This window comes from Pseudomonas sp. P4_C3, assembly GCF_056402075.1.
This window is the reverse complement of the sequence record NZ_JBFUIC010000025.1, coordinates 1-15,771: the sequence shown is the minus strand read 5'-3', so window position 1 is coordinate 15,771 and position 15,771 is coordinate 1. Positions and strand designations below refer to the sequence as shown.

Annotated in this window: 13 protein-coding genes and 3 pseudogenes; 8 read left to right on the top strand and 8 right to left on the bottom strand. The window is 60.1% G+C overall.

Annotated features, from left to right (window positions below):
- Positions 1 to 93 precede the first annotated feature (93 nt).
- The 7 genes from AC1DVH_RS07335 (at position 94) to AC1DVH_RS07305 (ending at position 9,577) form a co-directional block, all read left to right on the top strand.
- The gene (locus tag AC1DVH_RS07335) at positions 94 to 1,260 is read left to right on the top strand and encodes a thiolase C-terminal domain-containing protein (protein ID WP_477753223.1); all 1,167 of its coding nucleotides are present in this window, start codon (positions 94 to 96) and stop codon (positions 1,258 to 1,260) included.
- Positions 1,261 to 1,323: 63 nt separating this feature from the next.
- The gene (locus tag AC1DVH_RS07330) at positions 1,324 to 3,261 is read left to right on the top strand and encodes a DUF1302 domain-containing protein (protein ID WP_477753222.1); all 1,938 of its coding nucleotides are present in this window, start codon (positions 1,324 to 1,326) and stop codon (positions 3,259 to 3,261) included.
- A gap of 39 nt (positions 3,262 to 3,300) precedes the next feature.
- Entirely contained in the window at positions 3,301 to 4,659 is a 1,359-nt protein-coding gene (locus AC1DVH_RS07325; protein WP_477753221.1) for a DUF1329 domain-containing protein, read from the top strand.
- A gap of 92 nt (positions 4,660 to 4,751) precedes the next feature.
- A complete protein-coding gene (locus AC1DVH_RS07320) occupies positions 4,752 to 5,825 on the top strand; it encodes a WD40/YVTN/BNR-like repeat-containing protein (protein WP_477753220.1) in 1,074 nt (357 codons plus the stop codon).
- Between the two features lie 28 nt (positions 5,826 to 5,853).
- Entirely contained in the window at positions 5,854 to 8,352 is a 2,499-nt protein-coding gene (locus AC1DVH_RS07315; RefSeq protein ID WP_477753219.1) for an efflux RND transporter permease subunit, read from the top strand.
- An 18-nt stretch (positions 8,353 to 8,370) separates the two neighbouring features.
- Positions 8,371 to 8,664: a hypothetical protein gene (locus tag AC1DVH_RS07310; protein ID WP_477753218.1), complete on the top strand. Its 294-nt coding sequence runs from the start codon at positions 8,371 to 8,373 to the stop codon at positions 8,662 to 8,664.
- A gap of 79 nt (positions 8,665 to 8,743) precedes the next feature.
- Positions 8,744 to 9,577, top strand: a complete 834-nt coding sequence (locus tag AC1DVH_RS07305; RefSeq protein WP_477753217.1) for an SDR family NAD(P)-dependent oxidoreductase — start codon at positions 8,744 to 8,746, stop codon at positions 9,575 to 9,577.
- 127 nt (positions 9,578 to 9,704) lie between these two features.
- On the opposite strand, the pseudogene AC1DVH_RS07300 reads toward AC1DVH_RS07305, so the two are convergent.
- Positions 9,705 to 9,869 (bottom strand): annotated as a pseudogene (locus AC1DVH_RS07300) (helix-turn-helix domain-containing protein); the annotation flags it as partial.
- Between the two features lie 184 nt (positions 9,870 to 10,053).
- On the opposite strand from AC1DVH_RS07300, the pseudogene AC1DVH_RS07295 reads away from it, so the two are divergent.
- Positions 10,054 to 10,248: pseudogene (locus tag AC1DVH_RS07295) on the top strand (dicarboxylate/amino acid:cation symporter); the annotation flags it as partial.
- Between the two features lie 467 nt (positions 10,249 to 10,715).
- Here AC1DVH_RS07295 and AC1DVH_RS07290 read toward each other — a convergent pair.
- The 7 genes and pseudogenes from AC1DVH_RS07290 to AC1DVH_RS07260 all read right to left on the bottom strand — a co-directional run.
- Positions 10,716 to 10,799 (bottom strand): annotated as a pseudogene (locus AC1DVH_RS07290) (serine dehydratase beta chain); the annotation flags it as partial.
- Between the two features lie 53 nt (positions 10,800 to 10,852).
- Positions 10,853 to 12,109, bottom strand: a complete 1,257-nt coding sequence (gene glyA, locus AC1DVH_RS07285) for a serine hydroxymethyltransferase (protein WP_477753216.1) — start codon at positions 12,107 to 12,109, stop codon at positions 10,853 to 10,855.
- Positions 12,110 to 12,226: 117 nt separating this feature from the next.
- Complete coding sequence (locus AC1DVH_RS07280) at positions 12,227 to 12,628, bottom strand: GlcG/HbpS family heme-binding protein (RefSeq protein WP_432783427.1); 402 nt, start codon at positions 12,626 to 12,628, stop codon at positions 12,227 to 12,229.
- Between the two features lie 74 nt (positions 12,629 to 12,702).
- A complete protein-coding gene (gene folK, locus AC1DVH_RS07275; RefSeq protein WP_477753215.1) occupies positions 12,703 to 13,482 on the bottom strand; it encodes a 2-amino-4-hydroxy-6-hydroxymethyldihydropteridine diphosphokinase in 780 nt (259 codons plus the stop codon).
- A gap of 37 nt (positions 13,483 to 13,519) precedes the next feature.
- On the bottom strand, positions 13,520 to 14,527 hold the full coding sequence (locus tag AC1DVH_RS07270; RefSeq protein ID WP_256594895.1) for an ABC transporter substrate-binding protein: 1,008 nt from the start codon (positions 14,525 to 14,527) through the stop codon (positions 13,520 to 13,522).
- A gap of 73 nt (positions 14,528 to 14,600) precedes the next feature.
- A complete protein-coding gene (locus AC1DVH_RS07265) occupies positions 14,601 to 15,449 on the bottom strand; it encodes an ABC transporter permease (protein WP_477753214.1) in 849 nt (282 codons plus the stop codon).
- A gap of 3 nt (positions 15,450 to 15,452) precedes the next feature.
- The coding region (locus AC1DVH_RS07260) for an ABC transporter permease subunit (RefSeq protein WP_477753213.1) at positions 15,453 to 15,771 on the bottom strand (319 nt) is incomplete at its 5' end.

Here is a 15,771-nt window from a genome sequence, read left to right as displayed (position 1 = left end):
ATCTCGATCCCATGAAGAACCGCCGGCAGGTCTGCTGACGGCTCGGTGCGACGCCGATTGCAGCGTCGCGCTATCGACCTCGGGACAGAGACGATGACGCACAAGGTACTGATCGCAGGTGTTGGCATGACCCCGTTCACCGCATTGGGCAGTGGCAATGCCACTGAACTGACCAAGTCGGCGGTGAACCTGGCCTTGGCCGACACGGACCTCGATCTCGATCTGATCGACCAGACCTTTTTCGCCTGCGTGCACTCCGGCTCGGGCATCGGCGAGCGCTTGATGGCGCCTCTCGGACTGATCGGGACCAGCCTGGTCAATGTCCGCGATGGCTGCGTCTCTGGACATGCAGCCTTTCACCTGGCGCGCCAGAGCCTGCTTGCGGGCGAGGCCGAGTGCGTGCTGGTGGTTGGTTGTGAAGCCATGCCGGCAGGCATTTCCAGCCGGGCGTTCTTCGATCTGGGCGAACGCGCGGGCAAACCGCAGGACCTCACGGCGGAAAACCATCAAGCCCTCGAACAGCTGGAACGACGGCAACATCCGGCAGAACTGTTCGCCGCCCAGAACAGCCATCTGCTCACCGGTCTGGGAGTCTCGGAGGCCATCTACGAACAGGTTGTGCTGGGGGCCAGAACCCAGGCACGCCTCAATCCCTATGCCCTGTTCAACCAGCTGGATGAGGTCGATAGCTGGCTTGCCCCTTACTTGAGTGCCCCGGCATGCGGTGCCGCCGTCCTGATCCTGTGCACGCCGTCGTTCGCCCAGCGCTACGGGCTGCGTGCCGATATCGCCTGCCTGGTCAGCCTGCGCGGCGGCGAAAACGATGCCGACCAGGAGTCGTTCAGTGCACTCGACGTGCTGGGCCGCGCCGCTACCCGGCGCCTGTCGACCCGTGCCTACGAGTTGGCCGGTCTCGGCCCGGAAGATATCGACCTGGTCGAGCTGCATGACCAAAGCGTCGGCGACTACCTGATCAACTGTGCCGCCCTGGGCTTCTGCCGTGAGGATCAGCTCGCCGCCTTCGCCCAGGGCCGGCATAACGGTGACCGCGGCGGTGTGGCGGTTTGCCCGTCCGGCGGCCTGCTCGGCCGCGGCCACGCACCCGGCGCCACTGGTATCGCCCAGTTGGTCGAACTGGTCTGGCAACTGCGTGGCGTGGCGGGTCCTCGTCAGTTGAGCAGGGCCAGAACCGCCCTGCAGCACAGCACGGCGTTAGGCCGCGCGGTCTCTCTCAGCATCCTGCAACGGCTTTCCCCGTAACGGCCGTTAGACCGAAATGTCTGCCGCACAACCAACAACGACAACAAAAAGGTGCATCAGCCCATGAAAAGCAATAACAGCCACCTCAACCTGCGGCAAAGCCTGCTGGCCTCGGCCATTCTGGCGGCCGCCATGCCAGCCGCCCAGGCCTTCGAGTTCGACACCGGCAGCGAAGACTGGTCGGTGCGCTTCGACAACACGGTCAAGTACAACTACGGCGTGCGCACCGAGAGCGCCGACAAGCGCATGCTCGCTACGCCTAACAGCAACGACGGCGACTACAACTTCCGCAAGTCCGGGACCAATATCACCAACCGCGTCGACCTGCTCAGCGAACTAGACGTCGTCTACCAGAAAGCCATGGGGTTTCGCGTCAGTGCCGCCAGCTGGTACGACAAGGCCTATGACAATACCGGCTCCAATTCCAACCCGTTCGTCAACGGCAATGGCGCCCAGTCTGGCCAGGTGCTGGTAGACCCACGCACGCCCCTGATTACCGCGGACGGTGTTGGCTTTGGCAGCCCGCACCTGAGCAGATATGCCAAGCGTTACTACAGCGGCCCTTCCGGCGAGATCCTCGATGCCTTCGTGTTCTACAGCACCGAAGTGGGTGAGGAATCACTGTTGAGCATCAAGGCTGGCCAGCACAACGTGTTCTGGGGCGAGACTATCCTCAATCCGGTGCATTCGGTCAGCTATGGCCAGGCCGGCCTGGATTTGGCCAAGCTGTCGGCGTCCCCTGGCACCGAGGCCAAGGAGCTGTTCATCCCACGCAACCAGATTTCCGCCAGCTTCACCGTCAACCCGGAGCTGAGCATCGGTGCCCAGTACTTCCTGAGCTGGGACGAGGCCCGCCTGCCAGAGGCCGGCACCTACTACGGTGGTTCCGACCTGCTTGGACAAGGCGCTCAATCATTCCTGCTCGGCCATACCGGCACCCCGGGTTTCCTGCTGCAAAATGCCCTGACCAGCGTTCGTCGTGGCAAGGACCTTACCCCGGATGACCGTGGCGATTGGGGGGTCATGGCCAAGTGGTCGCCTGAATGGCTGGATGGCACCCTCGGATTCTACTACCGTAAAACCTCGGACATTCTTCCGCAGGCATGGCTGAATACCTCGTCACTCTCAACCGCCGGGGCACTCCCGCTACCAGCGGGGGCATTTCCCAACCTGCTCAACTCGCTCGGCACCGGCACTTACCAGTTCGCCTATGGCGATGACATCAACATCTACGGCATCAGCCTATCGAAGGAGTTCGGCGGCGTCAGTGTCGGCAGCGATCTCAACTTCCGGCAGAACATGCCACTGGCCAGCATCCCCGCCGTGCTGAGTTCAACCAGCCCCCTGGGCCTTGGTAATGGCTTCATGGTTATTCCGCCGCGCACGGCGGGCACGGGTGTCGTCTATGGCACGCCCCGGGATGGCGACAGCCTGAGCGCCACAGGCGATACCCTGCACTGGACCCTCAATGGCTTGATGACCATCGCCGACACCCCGCTGTTCGATTCAGCCACTCTGCTCGGCGAGCTGTACTACAGCAGGCTGATCAGCCTCGATAGCGAGAACGAGGCGCTCTACAAGGGCAAGAGCAGCTACCGCGGCATCGACAAGCCAACCCGCGACAACTGGGGCCTGGCGGTCAACTTCACCCCGACCTGGTACCAGGTATTTCCGGGTGTCGACCTGAGCGCACCGCTGTCACTCAACGTCGGCGTCGACGGCGTTTCACCGGTGGTGGCCGGCGGTGCGGAGGGCGCGGGCACCTATGCCATCGGCCTCGGTGCGGCGATCTACAACAAGTACTACGTCGATCTCAAGTACGTAGACGCCTTCGGCAAGAGTCAGTCCTGCGACGACGGTCAGACCGATGGCACTACGCCGGACGCGTTCGACACTGAACAGGATTACACCTGCTACGCCGGTGGCTACACGGCGTTCACCGGTGGAGGCGCCACCGAGGACCGCGCCGCCATGTACCTCACCTTCAAGACCACCTTTTGATCCACGAACGGCTTAGCTACTAAGCAGGAGAACAACAAGATGAAATTCGTGCATACGCTTCTGGCCGCCTCCCTGGCGCTGACCCTCGCAGGTCCGGCCCAAGCGGCCGTCTCCACTGCAGAAGCCGCCAAGCTCGGCGCCGAGCTGACGCTGATCGGCGCGGAAAAGGCCGGCAACGCCGACGGCTCCATCCCGGCCTACGAGGGCGGTCTGACTACCCCGCCGGCCAGCTACAAGCCCGGCGAAAGCATGCGTCCCGATCCGTTCGCCAACGAGAAGCCGCTGCTGGTGATCGACGGCAAGAACGTCGAGCAGTACAAAGACCAGTTGACTGCCGTGTCCGTCGAACTGGCCAAGCGTTATCCCGGCTTCCGTATGGAGGTCTACCCGACCCATCGCAGTGCTTCCATCCCCAAGGGTGTGTTGGACAACATCCTGAAGAACGCCGTCACGACCAAGTCCACGGAAGGTGGCAACGCCATCGAGAACGCGCTGCCGGGCACCCCCTTCCCGATCCCGCAGTCCGGCGCCGAGGCCATGTGGAACCACCTGCTGCGCTACCAGGGCATGAACATCTCCAGCAAGTTCGACAACTGGTTTGTCGACAGCAGTGGCCAGCCCAGCCTGGCTGCCACCGGCAACGCCTGGGTGAACTACGCGGTATACGACGATCTGAACAAGCCGATGCAAGCCCAGGATACCTACTATCAGATCAAGCTGATGTACACCGGCCCGGCCCGCCGTGCCGGCGAAGCGATCGTGCTACGTGACGCGGTCAACCCACTGGTCCAGCCGCGGCGCGCCTGGCAGTACCTGCCTGGCGTGCGCCGGGTCAAGCTGGCGCCGAGCCTGGCCTACGATACCCCCGACCCGGGCTCCGCCGGTGCGGCGACTTACGATGACGCCTTCGTCTTTCTTGGTGCGCTGGACCGCTACGACTGGAAGCTGGTGGGCAAGCAGGAACTGATCGTGCCCTATAACGCCTACCGGGTGACCTATGCGACCGACGCCAACAAGCTGCTCACGGCCAACCACATGGAACCAAGCTCCGTGCGCTGGGAGAAGCATCGCGTCTGGGTGGTCGAAGCCACCCTCAAGGAGGGCGCCCGCCATATCTACCACAAGCGCCGTTTCTACCTGGACGAGGACACCTGGATCGCCCTGGCTTCGGACCAGTACGACGCCCGCGGCCAGCTGTACCGGGGGGCCTTTGCCTTCCTCAGCCAGAGCTATGACCAGCAGGTCCCGGATGCCACACCCTACGTCAACTATGACCTGATCGGTGGCAGCTACAGCGTTAGCGGCCTTACCGGCCCGTACGGCGGCATCAAGTACAGCAAGCCACTGTCCAACGCGCAGTGGTCTTCCGAGTCGCTGGCCGGCGCGGGGATCCGCTGAAGCTACTCCGCCTGCCCGGGTAACGCCGGGCAGACTTTACGCCGGAGTGCATGTCCATGCCTTTCGGAGACCTTTTTCCAAGAGGACGCACTATGTGTTCTTTCAACAAATGCGTGCTGCTCGTGCTGTGCGCCACGTTGACGCTACAGCAGGCTGTCGCTCAGGCTGCCAGCTATGTCGACGTGCTGGACCTGCCGGCCAAGGCGAGTGCCTTGGCACTGCGCAGTTCCCTGCTGGACGTTACCCGTGCGGGTGAACGTTTGGTGAGCGTTGGCCAGCGTGGCCATATTCTCTATTCCGATGATGCCGGCAAGACCTGGCAACAGGCCGCCGTGCCGGTCAGCTCCGATCTGAATGCCGTGTATTTTCCAACCGCCAAGCACGGCTGGGCGGTGGGCAATGACGGCGTGATCCTGCACAGCAGCGACGCCGGCCTGACCTGGAGCAAGCAGCTCGATGGCCGCCAGATCGGTGAGCTGGTACTCAAGCACTACAGCACCCTGGCCGCCGCCGAGCCAGGCAACGAAAAGTGGGCCATTCTGGCCGCTGCCGGCCAGCGGCTGGTCGACGAGGGTGCCGATAAGCCCTTCCTCGACGTCTGGTTCGCCGACGAGCAGCTCGGCTACGCGGTGGGCGTCTTCAACCTGATTCTGCGCACCACCGATGGTGGGCAGAGCTGGACGCCATTCCAGGACCGCACCGACAACCCCCAGGGCCTGCACCTGAATGCCATCGCCGCCACTGGCGACGCGCTCTATATCGCGGGCGAACAGGGTCTGCTGCGCAAGTGGGATGCCATTCTCGAACGTTTCACCGCGCTGGAAACGCCTTACAAGGGCAGCTTCTTCGGCGTTATCGGCAAACCCGGGGAGGTGCTGGTTTATGGCTTGCGCGGGAATGTTCTGTACAGCCGTGACGGTGGTTATACCTGGCAGGCACGCCCCTCCGATCTGCAGATCAGCTTTTCCGCCGCGCTGGTCGATGCCCAGGGCCACTATCGGCTGTTCACCCAGGCGGGCCACCAGTTGCTGGCCGAGGACAGCCAGCCGCGGCTGCGCCTGTTGCCGCAAGCGCAGCAGGCCCCGGTCGCCGGTGCGATCCAGGCCGCCAATGGTGCGCTGATCCTGGTTGGTGCGCGCGGCGTACGCAGCCTGCCTGCCCAATAACCAGAAGAATACGAGCGAGTATCCCTACATGGGCAAAATCCAACAAGACACCATGCCGGTGATCCGCGACCTGGCTGACTTCGACCCCCGCTCCGGCAATCGGCTGGAGCGACTGGTCTTCAACCACCGGGGGCCGTTCATCCTGTTCATGGCGCTAATCACTCTGGTGCTGGGCTATATGACGCTGACCCGCCTGGAACTGCGCCCCAGCTTCGAGAAGATGATTCCCCAGAGCCAGCCTTACATCCAGAACTACCTGGAGAACCGCGCCTCGCTACGGGGTTTGGGCAACTCGGTCCGGGTGGTGGTAGAGAACACCCAGGGTGACATCTTCGACCTCGAGTACCTGGCCGTGCTCAAGCAGGTCAATGACGAGCTGTTCCTCACCGAGGGCGTCGACCGTGCCTGGATGAAGTCGCTGTGGAGCCCGGCGGTACGCTGGACCGAGGTGACCGAAGAAGGCTTCCAGGGCGGTCCGGTGATGCCCGACTCTTATAAGGGTAGCGCGAGCGACATCGAGCAGCTGCAGCAGAACATCAACCGCGCCGGCATAGTCGGCAGTCTGGTGGCCAGCGACTTCAAGTCGACCATGCTGGTCGTACCGCTGCTGGACAAGGACTCGGCCACCGGCAAGAGCCTGAATTACCACGAGTTTTCCAAGCTGCTGGAGCAGCGCCTGCGTGACAAGATCGAGTACGCTGGGGACAGCACCGCGCGCGCGTCGGGTGAGGAGGGCACGGGCAAGTACAAGATCAGGGTGATCGGCTTCGCGAAGCTGATGGGCGACCTGATCGACGGCCTTATTCAAGTCATGATGTTCTTCGGCCTGGCCGTGGTCACGTCGCTGCTGATCATCTACCTGTACACCCGCTGTGTGCGCAGTACCCTGCTGGTGGTCGGTTGTTCACTGATGGCCGTGGTCTGGCAGCTGGGCATAATCGCCTGGCTGGGCTATGTCATCGATCCCTACTCGGTGCTGGTGCCATTCCTGATATTTGCCATCGGCGTGTCCCATGCAGCGCAGAAGATGAACGGCATCATGCAGGACATCGCCCGCGGCACCCACAAGCTGATCGCCGCTCGCTATACCTTCCGCCGCCTGTTTATTGCCGGAGTCACCGCGCTGCTGGCGGACGCCGTGGGCTTCGCCGTGCTGATGTTGATCGACATCCCGGTGATCCAGGACCTGGCCATTACCGCCAGCATCGGCGTGGCCGTGCTGATCTTCACCTCGCTGCTGATGATGCCGGTGGCGCTGTCCTACGTCGGCGTCGGGCGCAAGGCCGCCGACCGCGCGCTAAAGATCGACAACCGCGCCGTCGAGCACCGTGGCTTCGGCAAGCTATGGGATCTGCTTGACCGCTTCACCACGCGCAAGTGGGCCACCTGCACCGTGCTGGTGGCCGTGCTCATGGGCATCGGCGGTTTCATGGTCAGCCTTCAATTGCAGATCGGCGATCTCGACAGCGGCGCGCCCGAGCTGCGCGCCGACTCGCGCTACAACCGCGACAATGCCTACATCACCAGCCACTACGCACTTTCCAGCGACATGTTCGCGGTGATGATCAAGACCGCCCCGGAAGGTTGCCTGAACTACCAGACCCTGGTCCTGGCCGATCGCCTGGCCTGGGAGCTGCAACAGCATCCGGGGGTGCAGACCACCGTATCGCTGGTCAACGCCGTGCGCCAGATCACCGCCGGCAGTTTCGAKGGCAACCCCAAGCTCAACAGCATCCAGCGCAACCAGGACATGCTCAACTACGCCGCGCAACAAGCCTCGGTCAACGCCCCCGAGCTATTCAACACCGACTGCTCGCTGATGCCGGTGATCGCCTTTCTCAAGGATCACAAGGCAGAAACCCTGGACGCGGTGGTGGCCATTGCCGACAAGTTCGCCCGGGAAAACAGCACCGAAGATCGCCAGTTACTGCTGGCCGCAGGCTCAGCCGGGATCGAGGCCGCGACCAACATCGTGGTGCGCGAAGCCAACCGCACCATGCTGCTGTACGTCTACCTGGCGGTGATCCTGTTCTGCCTGATCACCTTCCGCAGCTGGCGCGCGACGCTGGTGGCGCTCCTGCCGCTGGTGCTGACCTCGATTCTCTGCGAGGCGCTGATGGTGGTGATGGGCATAGGCGTCAAGGTCGCCACCCTGCCGGTGATCGCCCTGGGCGTGGGCATAGGTGTGGACTACGCGCTGTACCTGCTCAGCGTGCAGCTGCACTACCAGCGCCATGGCATGTCGTTGTCGGACGCCTACCAGAACGCGGTCGCCTTCACCGGGCGGGTGGTGGGGCTGGTCGGCATCACCCTGGCGGCCGGGGTGATCTGCTGGGCCTGGTCGCCGATCAAGTTCCAGGCCGACATGGGCATCCTGCTGACCTTCATGTTCCTGTGGAACATGCTCGGTGCGCTGATCCTGATCCCGGCGCTGTCGCACTTCCTGCTGCCGGCTCAGGCGCAGATGAAGCCGATTCCAGCGGATGGCGCCGCGCCTGCCAAGAGCAACGCCGAGGCGGTGACATGAGCCGGTGGCACCGGCCTGTTGCTGGACTACCAGCTGCGCCGCTACCCGCTGCCGAACAAGACTGGATTTGCCCTGACGCCTGCACAGGTGCAGGCCCTCGACGGCGCCATCGAACAGCGTTTCGATGGCCTGCTGGTCGAGCATTCCACGCACACCGAGGTGCTGGCCAAGATCAGGGCCAGCTACCGCTTCGTGCGCGCCGAATTGCAACAGGATAAAGGTCGCGCGCAGGGCGGCGCCGAGTTCTACCTCAGTCACGCGGTGCTCGATCTCGACGAACTTGCGATGACGGTGCTCGGGGAGCAGAGCTGAACCCAATCGCCTTCCATCAAGCCAATCAATGCCTGATCCACAGACCTCACCAACAGACATTCCAACCAGCGAGCTACCCATGGCAATTGCACAACTGCAAGGCAAACAGATCCTGATCACTGGCGCGGCCTCCGGCATCGGCCGCGCGTCCGCCATTGCCTTCGCCCGCGAGGGCGCCCACATCATCGCCAGCGACTTGCAGCTCGACGCGCTGCGGAGCCTGCAGGAAGAAATCCACGCGCTGGATGTGCAATGCCACATCTACACGGTCGACGTCAGCAGCGAAGCGGCCATGCGGGGCTTCTGCGAGCAGGTGATCGCCGAACTGGGGGCACCTGACGTGCTTTACAACAATGCCGGCATCGCCCACCTCGGCAAGTTCCTCGACAGCGACCTGGCCCACTGGCAGCGGGTGATCAACGTCAACCTGATGGGCGTGGTCTACGGCTGCCACCTGTTCATTCCGCACATGCYGGCCGCCGGCGGCGCGCGCCAGGTGGTCAATGTCTCCTCCACGGCGAGCTTCGCCCCGGCGCCGTCCATGGCAGCCTATGCGGCCTCCAAGGCGGCCGTCGCCGGCCTCAGCGATGTGCTGCGCATGGAACTGGCCGGTAGCGAGATAGTGGTCACCGACGTCTGTCCGGGGGTGATCAACACTGCCATCACCACCAGCGGCAGCGCTACTTCCCCGGGCATGACCTCGGCGCAGTTGCAGCGCCTGCAGAGCTACTACGCCCGCGAGGGATGCTCCCCGGATGTCGTGGCCAACGACGTGCTACAAGCCGTGAAAACCGGTAAGACCCTGGTGCTCAGCGGTCCTTATGCGAGCCTGGCCTTTCACCTCAAGCGCATCTCGCGGCGCCTGTTGCAGAAGGTGACGCTTGGCAACGCCCGCAAGGCCGGCTATCTCTGAGGTGCAGCAGACGCCGAGTTGGCAACGCCCCGCACTCGACAAGGAGTGCTTTACCGCTCGGCGCCAGCAGCAACGGCCGTACGATACTTGGCTGGCGTCACCGCATGCGCAGCCCGAAAACAGGCCCTCAGGTGCTGAACCCACTCTCCTGGGCAATGCGGGCAATCGGCATGCTGGACATGCTGGACATGCTGGACATGCTGGACATGCTCAGCAGCTTGCGCGCCTGCTCCAGCCGCACACTCAGAATATAACGATGCGGCGGCATGCCCATGGCATCTTCAAAAATCCGCCGGAAGTGGGCATGGCATTCTGACGATTAAGCGTGAGCGCGGTCTCGATACTGGAGACCGCGTTTTTTTCAACCGTGGCACTGCAGAAGCGACCATAGGACGATAAATCCTACGTTCCACACAAGATCGGCATAGGGGACGGTCTTCATAGACCGTACCCCTGCCACACCACCCGGCATGCGGGTCGGCGTGCTGCCAGTGGAAGGACTTGCATTGCTGTTCGGGGTGTATCGCTTCATGGCCATCGCCACCTGCAACACCATCGGCAATAGCGTGGCGACGGTGGTGGTCTCAAAGTGGTCGGGGGAGTTTACCGAACAGACTGCAAAGGCCGAATACAGCCGAGTGTTCGGGCGTAATCCAGAGGCAGCGCTTTAACCGATCAATGGCCTGTTGATGGGAAGTGAAAACTCCTTGAAATTACTGATTTTCTCTAACTGTAAAGGGCCCTTAAAAGGCCCTTTTTTATTCAAAAAAATTTCTGCGGGCACTGAAGACTTTCATGAGCAAAGCATGTTCGTTTGAGGTCGCTTTGTAGTGCTTCGCGACGGGCAGAAATCGGCCAAAAGGGGACATCGAAGATTGGCCGATAACGGACCGCTAACCTTCCCAGTGCTTAATGTAGTTCGCGGGTACTGGATACCGGGAGTGCACATCATGGGCAGTGGCTCAGCTCTCAGGCCAAGCCACTGAGAGAAATTAAAGCACAAGGCCAAGCACTGGATTACGTACCTGGCCCTAACCACCAAAAAGGGGACCTTTTATCGACTGATTGGCGCCGAGAGAATCGTATAGCCATACCCGGACACTCTCCACTTGCTCCAACAAACCTCAGTCCCTCAGTCCCTCAGTCCTTCTGCAAAGCGCACGGCTGCACGCATCGGCCCGACAGCGTGCGAACTGGAAGGGCCGACGCCAACCTTTAACAGATCAAAAACACTCCAGCGGCATACTTAGTTCCGCAGCTAACGCTGGTGGATGATCAGGCTTTGTAGACCGGAAAGCGTTCGCACAGCTCTGAAACGTGGCGAGCGATACGAACCTCTACCTCGGCATCACCGAGTTTGTCGAGGATGTCGCAGATCCAGCTGGCAAGGACGCTGCATTCTGGCTCCTGGAATCCACGTGTGGTAACCGCAGGAGTACCAATTCGCAGGCCGGAAGTCACAAACGGCGACTGTGGGTCGTTCGGCACCGCATTTTTGTTCACGGTAATGCCTGCTCGGCCCAGCGCAGCATCGGCATCCTTACCCGTCAGACGCTGACGAATCAGACTGACCAGAAACAGATGATTGTCGGTTCCACCCGAAACCACATCGTAACCTCGGTGGATGAATACGTTTGCCATCGTCCTGGCGTTTTTGATGACCTGCTGTTGATACGCTTTGAATCCAGGCTCCAGCGCTTCCTTGAAGCACACAGCCTTCGCGGCGATCACATGCATCAATGGGCCGCCCTGCCCGCCTGGAAAGACTGCCGCGTTGAGTTTGCGCTCAAGGTCTTCATTACCTTTGGCAAGAATCAAACCACCACGGGGACCGCGTAGCGTCTTGTGAGTGGTAGTCGTGACTACATGCGCGTAGGGAAGCGGATTCGGATACAGGCCGGYCGCCACCAATCCGGCCACGTGGGCCATATCGACGAACAGGTAGGCGCCGACCTTATCAGCGATGGCGCGAAAGCGCGGGAAATCCAGGGTTTTTGAGTAAGCGGAGAACCCGGCGATGATCATTTCCGGTTGATGCTCGACCGCCAGTCGTTCCACCTCGTCGTAATCAATCAACCCCGTCACGGTATCGATACCATACTGCACCGAGTTGTAGAGCTTACCGGAGAAACTGACCTTGGCACCATGAGTCAAATGTCCACCGTGAGCCAGGCTCATCCCCAATACAGTGTCACCCGGCTGGAGGAGTGCCAGGTAAACAGCGGCATTAGCCTGACTACCGGAGTGCGGCTGAACGTTGGCGTAATCTGCACCAAACAATTCCTTGGCTCTGTTGATCGCCAACTGCTCAACCTTGTCGACGTGCTCGCAGCCGCCGTAGTAACGCTTGCCTGGGTAACCTTCAGCATACTTGTTGGTCAGCCCACTGCCCTGGGCTTCCATCACCCGCTGACTGGTGTAGTTTTCTGAAGCAATCAGCTCGATATGCTGTTCCTGACGGAGCTCTTCGGCGTCAATCGCACTCAGCAGTTCGTCATCGTAGCCCTGGATTTGGTCTTGCTGGCTGAACATTGCTTATCTCTCCTTCAACTTTTATTTTTGTTCGAATCAGGAAATCCAGCGCGCAGAAACGGTTCAAACAGCGAACGTGAACGCGCCGGATGAACGACTTTTGAATGTTTGAGTTGGTCAGCTGATATAGGCGATAAAGGCATTGACGCCTGCTTGCGCCACAATCTCATCCTGATCGGGAGTACCTGAACTGCACCCTACCCCACCCACGATGAACTCTTGCATGAAGAGCGGCAGCCCACCGGCGACAATGGAAAAGCGTCCCTGGTTGCTGGTATTGATGCCGAAGGCCGGCTTGCCTGGCACGCTGATGTCGCCATAGGCGCGCGTCGATTTACGTGCGGCGGCAGCAGTGAAGGATTTGCTGATGGCAATGTCGATACTGGTGATCCGCGCATTATCCATGCGCTGAAACATGATCAGATGACCGGCGTCATCGGTAATGGCGATGTCCATATCAACCGCCAGCTCCTTGGCTTTCGCAAGGCAAGCTTGCATGATGTGTTGAGCATCAGCCATTGTCAGTCTGGGTACCATTTTCATTGTCTTCGACCTCAGATTTGATGAATTAAAACCACTCCAACCCTATTTGTTCAGAACTCCAGAATTCTCTTCTTGGGTTTTACTTCTGCACCTCCTCGCTCAATCTCTGCAAAGAACTCAGGCAGTGAAGTCGATAGCGCGGACAGGATCTTGCCCAGCGTGTTAACCCCGGGGCTTGCTTGATTCTTTTCTATGACAGATATGGAGCTATGGGTAACCCGTGCTTTTTCGGCGAGTTTGCGCTGTGTAAGGCCTTGTCGAAGACGTAGTGATTTAAGCGTTTGCGCCATCACAAAATCATCCGCCCCAGCTGTTTTTCTACCCTTGTCCAGGGTCAGCCCGTCGCTGGCTACAAGGACAGGTATTTCCTCGGCAGGCATGTCCCGCTCGAACTCAAGCCAGGTCGTTTTCCAGGTTTTACCGGTGACGGGATGCACTCCCTCCGGAGCGAGCACAGCAAGCGGCATCATCACGTAAGGTCTATCGATGAGATCCGACCTTGGCAGTACCCCATGCTCATAAACGCCCACAAAATCCCCGTACAGCAAAATATCGATATCCACCGGTAAGACGATTCGAGGAGCCAGCACGCGCGCGTATCTGGCCTCAAAACGCTTTAGAACATCACTCAACTGGCCCAGCGATAGTTCAGTGCGTCCGGACAGAACAAGGTTAAAAAAATCGTCGCCCACACAGCCGGCAGCCGCAGAGGAATAGACCGGGGAGCACTGAACATCCACTAGCAATGCGGCCAGGAAATCCAACGCCAGCCCCAAATGATGATCTCGGTCCTGGTTACTCCCTAACCCGAGGTAAATCAAAGTCGACATGGCGCTGGACTCCTGAGAAGGCTGTAACGGCAAAGGTTTACTTTGTCAGCCAGGCATTGAAGCGTTCATTGAGTTCGTCGGCATGGTCACCCCACCACTCGGCATTCATTTGTAATGCTGTCTTGAAGTTTTCCGGGGAGGTCGGCAGATGCGGTTTCATCTCCTCGCTGACCAGGGCTTGCGACGATTTACGCGTCGGGCCATAGGCGATGTATTTGCTTTGCTCAGCCAGCACCGGGGTGCTCGTGGCGAACTTGAGGAATTCCATGGCCCGCGCTTTGTTCTTGCTGCCGGCCGGCACAGCCCACACATCCATGTCGTACAACTGACCGTCCCAGATAATCTTGAACGGTTGCTTCTCTTGGGTCTGAGCCGTCCAGATACGTCCATTCCATGCCGAGGTCATTACGACCTGGCCGTCCGCAAGCAACTGCGGCGGCTGGGCACCTGCTTCCCACCAGATCACCTGACTCTTGATCGAGTCGAGTTTGGCGAATGCCCGCTCGATACCCGCCTCGGTTTCCAAGGTGGAATACACTTCATTACGAGGCACCCCATCGGCCAGCAGTGCCCACTCCAACGTGCCTTGAGGCGCCTTGCGCAAGCCACGCTTGCCAGGGAATTTGTTCAGGTCGAAGAAATCCTTAAGCGTTGCGGGCTGCTCACCTTTGAACGCGTTGACGTTGTAAGCGACCGCCGTCGACCAAATGATGTTTGCCACCGCACAGTCGGTGACGGCGCCGGAGATGAAGTCCACGTCAACCGGGGCGCCGCCCGTCCCCGCTTCCAGGTCCTTGCTCGGGTTGATACGTTCGAACAGCCCCGCATTGCACGCCCGAACGGCATCCGGTAATTCCATGTCGACGACGTCCCAGGTGACGTTTTTGGTATCGACTTGAGCCTTGAGCTGAGCGATGCCACCGGAGTAATCCTCCAGCGTGGTTTTCACTCCAGTTTTCTCGCTGAATGGCTTGATCGCTGCCTTGGTCTGGGCAGCCGCCAATGAGCCACCGTATGTGACAATCGTCAGATTCTCTTGCGCCATCGCAGACACACACGCGAGGCTTGTTACCGCGCATATCAACATCTTTTTCATAACTGCTTCCCTAGATCTCAGATCAATTAGTGATTCCACGAACGCGGAGCGAACGACGGCGCAGGACTTCGATAGACAGCAACAGCAAGACAGACAAAATGATCAGCAACGTTGCAGCAGCGAGAATCGTGGGACTGATCTGCTCACGCATTCCGGACCACATCTGACGAGGGATGGTGCGCTGCTCGACTCCCCCCAAAAACTGAACGATCACCGCCTCGTCGAACGAAGTTATGAATGCGAACAGCCCGCCTGAAATGATGCCGGGGCGAATGAGCGGAAACGTCACGTTGAAAAACGTATAGGTTGCCGATGCGCCCATGCTGGCGGCGGCGCGGGTCAGTGAATGATCGAACCCCACGAGCGTTGCGGTGACGGTCAGAATCACGAAAGGTGTACCCAGCACAGCGTGCGACAGGATCAGCGCGAGCAGGCTCTGGCCAATCCCCAATTTGCTGTAAAAGAAGTACATGCCAGCGGCTGAAATAATCACTGGGACGATCATCGGCGAAATCAGAATGCCAGTGAGCAGGCGTTTGTACGGCAGGTCAGCGCGGCTCAGCCCAATGGATGCGAGCGTACCGAGCGCGGTAGCGATCACTGTTGCACCACACGCCACCAGGAAACTGTTCTTGATCGACAGCACCCAAAGCGGGTCGTTGATCAGCTGGTGATACCAGCGTAAGGAAAATGCCTCCGGTTTCAGACGAAGCATGTCCGACGTGAAGCTGAAATACGGCTCGACGTTAAAGGACAACGGGATGATTACTAGAATCGGTACCACCAGAAACATCAGCACGAGCAGGGCAAATCCGCGCACGGTGAAAAACCAGCAGCGTTCGAAAGGTCCGATGTAATTTGGAAGGCTCATGGCTCACCCCAACTTCATATTGGTAATGCCTACGAATCGGTCGTAGACCCAGTACATCAGCAGCACCACCACCAGAAGCAGGCTGGCAATTGCCGAAGCCAGCCCCCAGTTCAAGGACGTCTGCATGTGATAAGCGATGAAGTTGCTGATCATCTGGCCGGTTCGGCCACCCACAAGTGCAGGCGTGATGTAGTAACCAACCGCGAGAATGAAGACCAGAATCCCCCCTGCACTGACGCCTGGCAGGGAAAGCGGAAAGTAGATCTTGAAAAAGGTACGCATGGAGCTGGCGCCCATGGAGTGCGCAGCACGGATGTAGATC

Excerpts from the sequence above, each read along its gene's own strand:
- AC1DVH_RS07320 (WP_477753220.1), top strand. The coding sequence starts at position 4,752 with ATGTGTTCTTTCAACAAATGCGTGCTGCTCGTGCTGTGCGCCACGTTG.
- AC1DVH_RS07265 (WP_477753214.1), bottom strand. The coding sequence starts at position 15,449 with ATGAGCCTTCCAAATTACATCGGACCTTTCGAACGCTGCTGGTTTTTC.
- AC1DVH_RS07270 (WP_256594895.1), bottom strand. The coding sequence starts at position 14,527 with ATGGCGCAAGAGAATCTGACGATTGTCACATACGGTGGCTCATTGGCG.
- AC1DVH_RS07280 (WP_432783427.1), bottom strand. The coding sequence starts at position 12,628 with ATGGCTGATGCTCAACACATCATGCAAGCTTGCCTTGCGAAAGCCAAG.
- AC1DVH_RS07325 (WP_477753221.1), top strand. The coding sequence starts at position 3,301 with ATGAAATTCGTGCATACGCTTCTGGCCGCCTCCCTGGCGCTGACCCTC.
- folK (WP_477753215.1), bottom strand. The coding sequence starts at position 13,482 with ATGTCGACTTTGATTTACCTCGGGTTAGGGAGTAACCAGGACCGAGAT.
- AC1DVH_RS07330 (WP_477753222.1), top strand. The coding sequence starts at position 1,324 with ATGAAAAGCAATAACAGCCACCTCAACCTGCGGCAAAGCCTGCTGGCC.
- AC1DVH_RS07335 (WP_477753223.1), top strand. The coding sequence starts at position 94 with ATGACGCACAAGGTACTGATCGCAGGTGTTGGCATGACCCCGTTCACC.